The sequence below is a fragment of the Streptomyces sp. CBMA123 genome (assembly GCF_014596465.1).
Classification (GTDB): domain Bacteria; phylum Actinomycetota; class Actinomycetes; order Streptomycetales; family Streptomycetaceae; genus Kitasatospora.
This window is the reverse complement of record NZ_MECK01000335.1, coordinates 41,058-49,461: the sequence shown is the minus strand read 5'-3', so window position 1 is coordinate 49,461 and position 8,404 is coordinate 41,058. Positions and strand designations below refer to the sequence as shown.

The following is an 8,404-nucleotide window of genomic DNA, read 5'->3' as shown; positions in this document are numbered from 1 at the left end:
GTGCACCGCGGCGGCCGCAGCGGTGCCGGCCGGGCAGCCGCCCGGGCCGGCCGTGGTGCGGACTGCGCCGACCGGCAGCAGGGTGCCGCAGGCGATCCGGATGCCGCCCGGCAGCTCGTTGTCGGACTCCACGATCGCGCCGTCGCCGATCACGGCGCCGTCCAGCGCCGAGCGGTCGCCGACGGTGGCGTAGGCGCCCACGATCGAGTCCTTGACCAGGGTGTCCGGGCCGATCAGCGCGCCGGGCAGGATCACGCTGCCCTCGACGATGGCGCCGGCCTCGATCACCGCGTCCGCGGAGACCACGGTGCCGCCGCTGAGCACCGCGCCGGGGTGCACGGTGGCGCCGGGCAGCAGCAGGGCGTCGCCGGTGGGGCCGGGGACGGCCGGGGAGTCGACCTTGCCGAGCACCAGGTCGGCCGAGCCGCGGACGAACGCGGCCGGGGTGCCGAGGTCCAGCCAGTACGAGGTGTCGACGACGCCGCGCAGCAGGGCGCCGGTGGCCAGCAGCTCGGGGAAGGTCTCGCGCTCGACGGACACCTCCCGGCCGGCCGGGATGCGGTCGATGACGGACCGGGTGAAGACGTAGCAGCCGGCGTTGATCTGGTCGGTGACGATCTGCTCCGGCGTCTCCGGCTTCTCCAGGAACTCCAGCACCCGCCCGTCGGCGTCGGTGGGGACGAGGCCGAAGGCCCGCGGGTCCTCCACCCGGGTGAGGTGCAGCGTGACGTCGGCCCCGGCGGCCACGTGGCCGTCGCGCAGGGCGGCGATGTCGAGGCCGGAGAGGATGTCGCCGTTGAAGACCAGGACCGGCTCGTCCGGGCCACAGGTCAGCCCGGAGGCGGCGTTGCGGATGGCTCCGCCGGTGCCCAGCGGCTCGCGCTCGGTCAGGTAGACCAGCTCGATGCCGTACGGGGTGCCGTCCTGGAAGTGGTCCTCGAACACCTCGGCCAGGTAGGACGTGGCCAGCACCACCCGGGTGACCCCGGCGGCGGCCGCGCGGGCCAGCTGGTGCGCGATGAACGGAACACCGGCCACCGGCAGCATCGGCTTGGGGGTGTGGGTGGTCAGCGGACGCAGTCGCGTGCCCTTACCACCGACGAGCATGATCGCCTCGGTCATGGTCTGCGCTGTTCCCCTTGTGCTCTCTGCGGCCCGGCCCGGCGGGCCGATGCCTCCGTCGGTGGTCTGAACCCGTCCTGAACGGGAAGACCGGCTCGCAGCCGGTCCGGCGCCTACTGTATTTCCTTCCGACCGGATGCCCGTCCGGCGGTCGTGCGATCAGCGTCACTCGCCGTCCGCCCGCCGTACCGCCGGCCGTCGCCCGGGCGCCGAAAAGCCCGGCCCGGCGGGCGCGTTGGCGGCGTCCACCGGGCCGGGCGGTTGTAACAGAACTGTCGAACAGCGATCGCGGTTACGCGTCCACCGTCGTGGGCTCCTCGGCCTCGGCCGGCGGGGTCGCCTTCACCGAGTCGAGCAGCAGCTGGGCCACGTCGACCACCTTCAGGTGCTCCTTGGCCGCGCCCTCGTTCTTCTTGCCGTTGACCGAGTCGGAGAGCATCACCAGGCAGAACGGGCAGGCGGTGGAGACGATGTCCGGGTTGAGGGACAGCGCCTCGTCCACGCGCTCGGTGTTGATCCGCTTGCCGATGCGCTCCTCCATCCACATCCGGGCGCCGCCGGCGCCGCAGCAGAAGCCGCGCTCCTTGTGGCGGTGCATCTCCTGCTGGCGCAGACCGGGGACCTTGTCCATGATCTCGCGCGGCGGGCTGTAGACCTTGTTGTGGCGGCCCAGGTAGCAGGGGTCGTGGTAGGTGATCAGGCCCTCGACCGGGTTGACCGGGACGAGCTTGCCCTCGTCGATCAGGTGCTGCAGCAGCTGGGTGTGGTGGATCACCTCGAAGTGCCCGCCGAGCTGCGGGTACTCGTTGGCGATGGTGTTGAAGCAGTGCGGGCAGGTGGCCACGATCCGCTTGGTCGGGGCGTCCTCCAGCGCGGCGTTCAGCGTCTCCACGTTCTGCGCGCCGAGCATCTGGAAGAGGAACTCGTTGCCCAGGCGGCGCGGGGAGTCACCGGTGCAGGTCTCCTCCTTGCCGAGGATGGCGAACTTCACGCCCGCGGTGTGCAGCAGCTCGGCGAAGGCCTTGGTGGTCTTCTTGGCGCGGTCCTCCAGGGCGCCGGCGCAGCCGACCCAGTAGAGGTACTCGACCTCGGCGGGGTCGATGTCCTCGCCGATCACCGGCACCTCGATGCCGGTCTCCTTCTTGAGCTCCTTCACCCAGTCCAGGCGGGCCTTGGTGGCCATGCCCCACGGGTTGCCCTTGTTCTCCAGGTTCTTGAGCATCGTCCCGGCCTCGGTCGGGAAGTTGCTCTCGATCATCACCTGGTAGCGGCGCATGTCGACGATGTGGTCGATGTGCTCGATGTCCACCGGGCACTGCTCGACGCAGGCGCCGCAGGTGGTGCAGGACCACAGCACGTCCGGGTCGATGACCCCGTTCTCCTCGGCGGTGCCGATCAGCGGGCGCTCGGCCTCGGCCAGCGCGGCCGCCGGGACGTCCTTGAGCTGCTCGGCGGTCGCCTGCTCGGTGCCCTCCATGTCCTTGCCGCCACCGGCCAGCAGGTACGGGGCCTTGCCGTAGGCGTGCTCGCGCAGGCTCATGATCAGCAGCTTGGGCGACAGCGGCTTGCCCGTGTTCCAGGCCGGGCACTGCGACTGGCAGCGGCCGCACTCGGTGCAGGTGGAGAAGTCGAGGATGCCCTTCCAGGAGAAGTGCTCGACCTGGGAGACGCCGAAGACGGCGTCCTCGGCCGGGTCCTCGAAGTCGATCGGCTCGCCCTTGCTCGTCATCGGACGGAGCGCGCCGAGCGCGGTGCCGCCGTCCTCCTCGCGCTTGAAGTAGATGTTGAAGAAGCCGAGGAAGCGGTGCCAGGCCACGCCCATCGAGGGGTTGAGGCCGATGGTGGCCGCCCACGCGAACGAGATGCAGATCTTCAGCATCGCGAACAGGTAGACCAGGTTCTCCAGCGTGCCGTGCGACAGGCCGCTCAGCGCGGAGGTGATCGGGTACGAGACCAGGTGCTCCGGACCGTACGAGTCGACGCCGGCCAGGGCGCCCTCCAGGGCGCGCAGCATCAGGATGCAGATGCCGATGCCGAGGATCGTGTACTCGACGTAGAAGGCCTGCCAGGCGATCGAGCCGGCGAACCGGGACTTGCGGCCCGACCGGGACGGCAGGCTCATCAGCCGGATCACCATCAGGGTGGCGATGCCCAGCGTGGTCAGGGTGCCGACCAGCTCGACGAAGAGCTGCCAGATCATCCAGTCGCCGATGATCGGCAGTTCCCACTCGGCGTCGAAGAGCTGGCCCATCGCGTTGACGATGGTCAGCACCAGGCTGAAGAAGCCGACCGCGACGAACCAGTGGGCGATGCCCACGATCCCCCAGCGGTTCATCCGGGTGTGGCCGAAGAACTCGGTCGCGACGGTCTTCACGCGCTGGGCGGGCTTCCCGAAGCGGGTGGAGTCCGGCGCGCCGGTCAGTACCACCCTGAAGATGTGCCACGCCGCACGGAGGGCGAGCGCGGTGCCGATCACGAACGTGACCAGCGAGATGACGATCGCTGCTAGTTGCATCGCTCTCCGTCTCCTGCGGCTTGCGGTTGAGCAGTGTCTGCGGTTCTGCTGGTTCTGCGGTTGAGCAGTGTCTGCGGCTTTGCGGTTCCGCTGGTTCTGCTGGTTCTGCGGTTCCGCAGTTTTCCGAAGTGATTGTACTGGTCGGTAACTTGCCGGGCCGACGGCCCGGACATTACCGGTGCGCAACAGTTCTCCAGAAGGTTCCCAAGCTATGGCGGCAGTCACGTGACCGCACGCCCGCCGCCCCGGCCGTCCGCCCGCCCGTCCGCCCGGACCCCCGGACCGCCCCCGAGCTCAGGACGGGCATCAGCAAAGTTGAGTGCCACGCACTCATAGCTGTTGACGCTCCCCGTCGAGTCGTGCATCCTTGAGCCCGTAAAGCTCAACTCTTCCGTGGAGGTATTTACGATGGCACGCGCGGTCGGCATCGACCTCGGTACGACGAACTCGGTCGTCAGCGTTCTCGAGGGTGGCGAGCCCACCGTCATCACGAACGCCGAGGGCGCCCGGACCACGCCGTCCGTCGTCGCTTTCGCGAAGAACGGCGAGGTTCTGGTCGGCGAGGTGGCCAAGCGCCAGGCGGTCACCAACGTGGACCGCACCATCCGCTCGGTGAAGCGCCACATGGGCACCGGGTGGAAGATCAACATCGACGGCAAGGACTTCAACCCGCAGCAGATCTCGGCCTTCGTGCTGCAGAAGCTGAAGCGCGACGCCGAGGCCTACCTGGGCGAGACCGTCACCGACGCCGTCATCACCGTCCCGGCGTACTTCAACGACTCGGAGCGCCAGGCCACCAAGGAGGCCGGTGAGATCGCGGGCCTCAACGTCCTGCGCATCGTCAACGAGCCGACCGCGGCCGCCCTCGCGTACGGCCTCGACAAGGACGACCAGACCATCCTGGTCTTCGACCTCGGCGGTGGCACCTTCGACGTCTCCCTGCTGGAGATCGGCGACGGCGTCGTCGAGGTGAAGGCCACCAACGGTGACAACCACCTCGGTGGTGACGACTGGGACCAGCGCGTCGTCGACCACCTGGTGAAGGTCTTCCAGTCCGGCCACGGCGTCGACCTGTCCAAGGACAAGATGGCCCTGCAGCGTCTGCGCGAGGCCGCCGAGAAGGCCAAGATCGAGCTGTCCTCGTCCTCCGAGACCTCGATCAACCTGCCCTACATCACGGCCTCCGCCGAGGGCCCGCTGCACCTGGACGAGAAGCTCACCCGCGCCCAGTTCCAGCAGCTGACCGCGGACCTGCTCGAGCGCTGCAAGGTCCCGTTCCACAACGTGATCAAGGACGCCGGCATCTCGCTCTCCGAGATCGACCACGTCGTCCTGGTCGGTGGCTCGACCCGCATGCCCGCCGTCGCCGAGCTCGTCAAGGAGCTGACCGGCGGCCAGGACGCCAACAAGGGCGTCAACCCGGACGAGGTCGTCGCCATCGGCGCCGCGCTCCAGGCCGGTGTCCTCAAGGGCGAGGTCAAGGACGTCCTCCTGCTGGACGTCACCCCGCTGTCCCTCGGCATCGAGACCAAGGGCGGCATCATGACCAAGCTGATCGAGCGCAACACCACGATCCCGACCAAGCGCTCCGAGATCTTCACCACGGCCGAGGACAACCAGCCGTCCGTGCAGATCCAGGTCTACCAGGGCGAGCGCGAGATCGCGGCGTACAACAAGAAGCTCGGGATGTTCGAGCTGACCGGCCTGCCGCCGGCGCCGCGCGGCCTGCCGCAGATCGAGGTCACCTTCGACATCGACGCCAACGGCATCATGCACGTCGGCGCGAAGGACCTCGGCACCGGCAAGGAGCAGAAGATGACCGTCACCGGCGGCTCCTCGCTGCCGAAGGACGAGGTCGACCGCATGCGCCGCGAGGCCGAGCAGTACGCCGAGGACGACCACAAGCGCCGCGAGACCGTCGAGACCCGCAACTCCGCCGAGCAGCTCGTCTACTCGACCGAGAAGTTCATCGCCGACAACTCCGACAAGCTCCCGGCCGACGTCAAGACCGAGGTCGAGACCGCCATCGGCGAGCTCAAGGAAGCCCTCAAGGGCGAGGACATCGCGAAGATCCGCGAGGCCTCCGAGAAGGTCTCCACCACCGCCCAGAAGCTCGGCCAGGCGCTCTACGCCAACGCCGACGCCGCCGGTGCCGGTGCCGCCGCGGCCGGCGAGTCCACCCACGCCAAGGAGGACGACGTCGTCGACGCCGAGATCGTGGACGACGAGAAGCCCAAGGGCGGTGCGTCGGCATGACGGACAAGCCGCAGGGCGGTAAGCCCGGCGACGAATCCGCCGCCGAGGAGGCCGTGATCAAGGCTGCCGAGGAGGCCGCGGCCGGCGGTGCCGGCGAAGGCTCCGAGGGACTCGCCGCGGCCAAGCGCGAGCTGGCCGAGCGCACCGCGGACCTGCAGCGCCTGCAGGCCGAGTACCAGAACTACCGCAAGCGGGTCGAGCGCGACCGGCTGACGGTCCGCGAGATCGCGGTCTCCAACATCCTGGAGTCCCTGATCCCCGTCCTGGACGACATCGGCCGCGCCCGCGAGCACGGCGAGGTGACGGGCGGCTTCAAGTCCGTCTCCGACTCCCTGGAGATGGTCGTCGCCAAGCTGGGCCTGCAGCAGTTCGGCAAGGAGGGCGAGCCCTTCGACCCGACCCAGCACGAGGCGCTGATGCACAGCTACTCCTCGGACGTCACCGAGGACACCTGCGTGCAGATCCTCCAGCCCGGCTACCGCATCGGCGAGCGGATCATCCGCCCGGCCATGGTCGCCGTCGCCGAGCCCCAGCCCGGCACCCAGACGACGCCCGGCCCGGACGCCGAGGCCAAGTCCGCCGACCCGGACAAGTCCGACGGTGACTCGGACAGCTGACAACCTGTGACAGCTGACAACCAGTGCGCTGCGGAGTCGTACGCCGGCCAGTACGGCGGCCGGCTCCGCAGCGCGCTGTCAGCAGCACTCTTCCAGAGGCTGTTGACAGCGCAGTGACGATGGACATCGGGAGGTGGCGGAAGCCATGAGCGGCAAGGACTTTGTCGAGAAGGACTACTACAAGGTCCTCGGCGTGCCCAAGGACGCCACCGCCACCGAGATCAAGAAGACCTACCGCAAGCTGGCGCGCGAGTTCCACCCCGACGCGAACAAGGGTGACGCCAAGGCCGAGGAGCGCTTCAAGGACATCTCCGAGGCCTACGACGTCCTCTCGGACGAGAAGCGCCGCAAGGAGTACGACGAGGCCCGCAGCCTCTTCGCCAACGGCGGCTTCCGCACCGGCGGCCCCGGCACCGGCAGCTACGGCTTCGACTTCGGCGACCTCTTCAACGGCAACCAGGGCGGCGGGAGCGGCGGCGGACTCGGCGACGTCTTCGGCGGCCTCTTCAACCGCGGCGGCACGCGGCAGGCCCAGCCCCGGCGCGGCAGCGACGTCGAGACCGAAGTGACGCTCTCCTTCGAAGAAGCCGTCGACGGCGCGACCGTCCCGCTGCGGATGACCAGCCAGGCCCCCTGCCGACTCTGCAACGGCACCGGCGCCAAGTCCGGCACCACCCCGCGGGTCTGCCCGACCTGCGTCGGCGCCGGCACCGTCAGCCGCGGCCAGGGCGCCTTCGCGCTCTCCGAGCCGTGCAAGGACTGCCGCGGCCGCGGCATGATCGTCGACGACCCGTGCCCCGACTGCCACGGCAGCGGCCGGGCCAGCTCCGCCCGCACCATGCAGGTCCGCATCCCGGCCGGCGTCCAGGCCGACCAGCGGATCCGGCTCAAGGGCAAGGGCGCCCAGGGCGAACGCGGCGGCCAGCCCGGCGACCTCTACGTGACCGTGCACGTCGACCCGCACCCGGTCTTCGGCCGCAAGGGCGACAACCTCACCGTCACCGTCCCGGTCACCTTCCCCGAGGCCACCCTCGGCGCCACCATCGAGGTGCCCACGCTGAACGGCCCCGCCGTGAAGCTCAAGCTCCCCCCGGGCAGCGCCAACGGCCTCACCATGCGCGCCCGCGGCAAGGGCGCCACCCGCAAGGACGGCACCCGCGGCGACCTCCTCGTCACCGTCGAGGTCGTGGTGCCACAGCACGTCACCGGCGACGCGCTGAACGCTCTGGAGCAGTACCGCGAGGCCACCGCCTCCGACGACCCGCGAGCCGCTCTCTTCCGGGCGGCGAAGGGAGCGTGACGACCAGATGTCCCCGAACCCCCTCAACCCGATGAACCCGATGGACCCGATGGACGGCGGTCCCATCGGCCCCGGCCCGGGTCTCGGCGAAGGCCTGCCCGGCAACGGCCCCCGCCGCCCCCGCCGCGCCACCGCCCCGCCGCAGTACGTCCTCACCGAGGACACCCCGGTGTACGTCATCTCGGTCGCCGCCGAACTCTCCGGCCTCCACCCGCAGACCCTGCGCCAGTACGACCGCCTCGGCCTGGTCTGCCCCGACCGCACCGCCGGACGCGGCCGCCGCTACTCCGCCCGCGACATCCAGCAGCTGCGCGAGGTCCAGCGGCTCTCCCAGGACGAGGGCATCAACCTGGCCGGCATCAAGCGGATCATCGAGCTGGAGAACCAGGTCACCGCCCTCCAGGCCCGCATCACCGAACTGGCCGACTCCCTCGAAGGCGCCGCCACCGCCCTCCAGCAGCGCGAGGCCGCCGTCCACGCCTCCTACCGCCGCGACCTCGTCCCCTACCAGCCCCCCACCCCCCAATCCAGCGCCCTCGTCGTCTGGCGCCCCAAGCGCTGACCCGCGGCACCGCTCGCCCCACCAGCCGCCGG

At 70.0% G+C, this 8,404-nt stretch carries 6 protein-coding genes; 4 read left to right on the top strand and 2 right to left on the bottom strand.

Translation table 11 applies throughout. From position 1 onward, the window contains the following. On the bottom strand, nucleotides 1–1,122 hold a 1,122-nt coding region (locus tag BG452_RS29705; protein WP_188307442.1), incomplete at its 3' end, for an NDP-sugar synthase. Nucleotides 1,123–1,414: 292 nt separating this feature from the next. Then, nucleotides 1,415–3,637, bottom strand: coding sequence for a (Fe-S)-binding protein (locus BG452_RS29700; protein WP_188307441.1), 2,223 nt, complete (start codon nucleotides 3,635–3,637; stop codon nucleotides 1,415–1,417). A 408-nt stretch (nucleotides 3,638–4,045) separates the two neighbouring features. Between BG452_RS29700 and dnaK the strand changes: the two genes are divergently transcribed. The 4 genes from dnaK (at nucleotide 4,046) to BG452_RS29680 (ending at nucleotide 8,372) form a co-directional block, all read left to right on the top strand. Beyond that, nucleotides 4,046–5,893, top strand: a complete 1,848-nt coding sequence (gene dnaK / locus BG452_RS29695; RefSeq protein WP_188307440.1) for a molecular chaperone DnaK — start codon at nucleotides 4,046–4,048, stop codon at nucleotides 5,891–5,893. Further along, nucleotides 5,890–6,510 carry a nucleotide exchange factor GrpE gene (gene grpE, locus BG452_RS29690; protein WP_188307439.1) on the top strand — a complete coding sequence of 207 codons (621 nt, stop codon included), beginning with the start codon at nucleotides 5,890–5,892 and terminating at the stop codon, nucleotides 6,508–6,510. The genes dnaK and grpE overlap by 4 nt, the downstream gene beginning before the upstream one ends. A 145-nt stretch (nucleotides 6,511–6,655) precedes the next feature. After that, a complete protein-coding gene (gene dnaJ, locus BG452_RS29685; RefSeq protein ID WP_188307438.1) occupies nucleotides 6,656–7,810 on the top strand; it encodes a molecular chaperone DnaJ in 1,155 nt (384 codons plus the stop codon). Nucleotides 7,811–7,859: 49 nt separating this feature from the next. Continuing rightward, complete coding sequence (locus BG452_RS29680; RefSeq protein ID WP_188307444.1) at nucleotides 7,860–8,372, top strand: heat shock protein transcriptional repressor HspR; 513 nt, start codon at nucleotides 7,860–7,862, stop codon at nucleotides 8,370–8,372. Nucleotides 8,373–8,404: the final 32 nt, after the last annotated feature.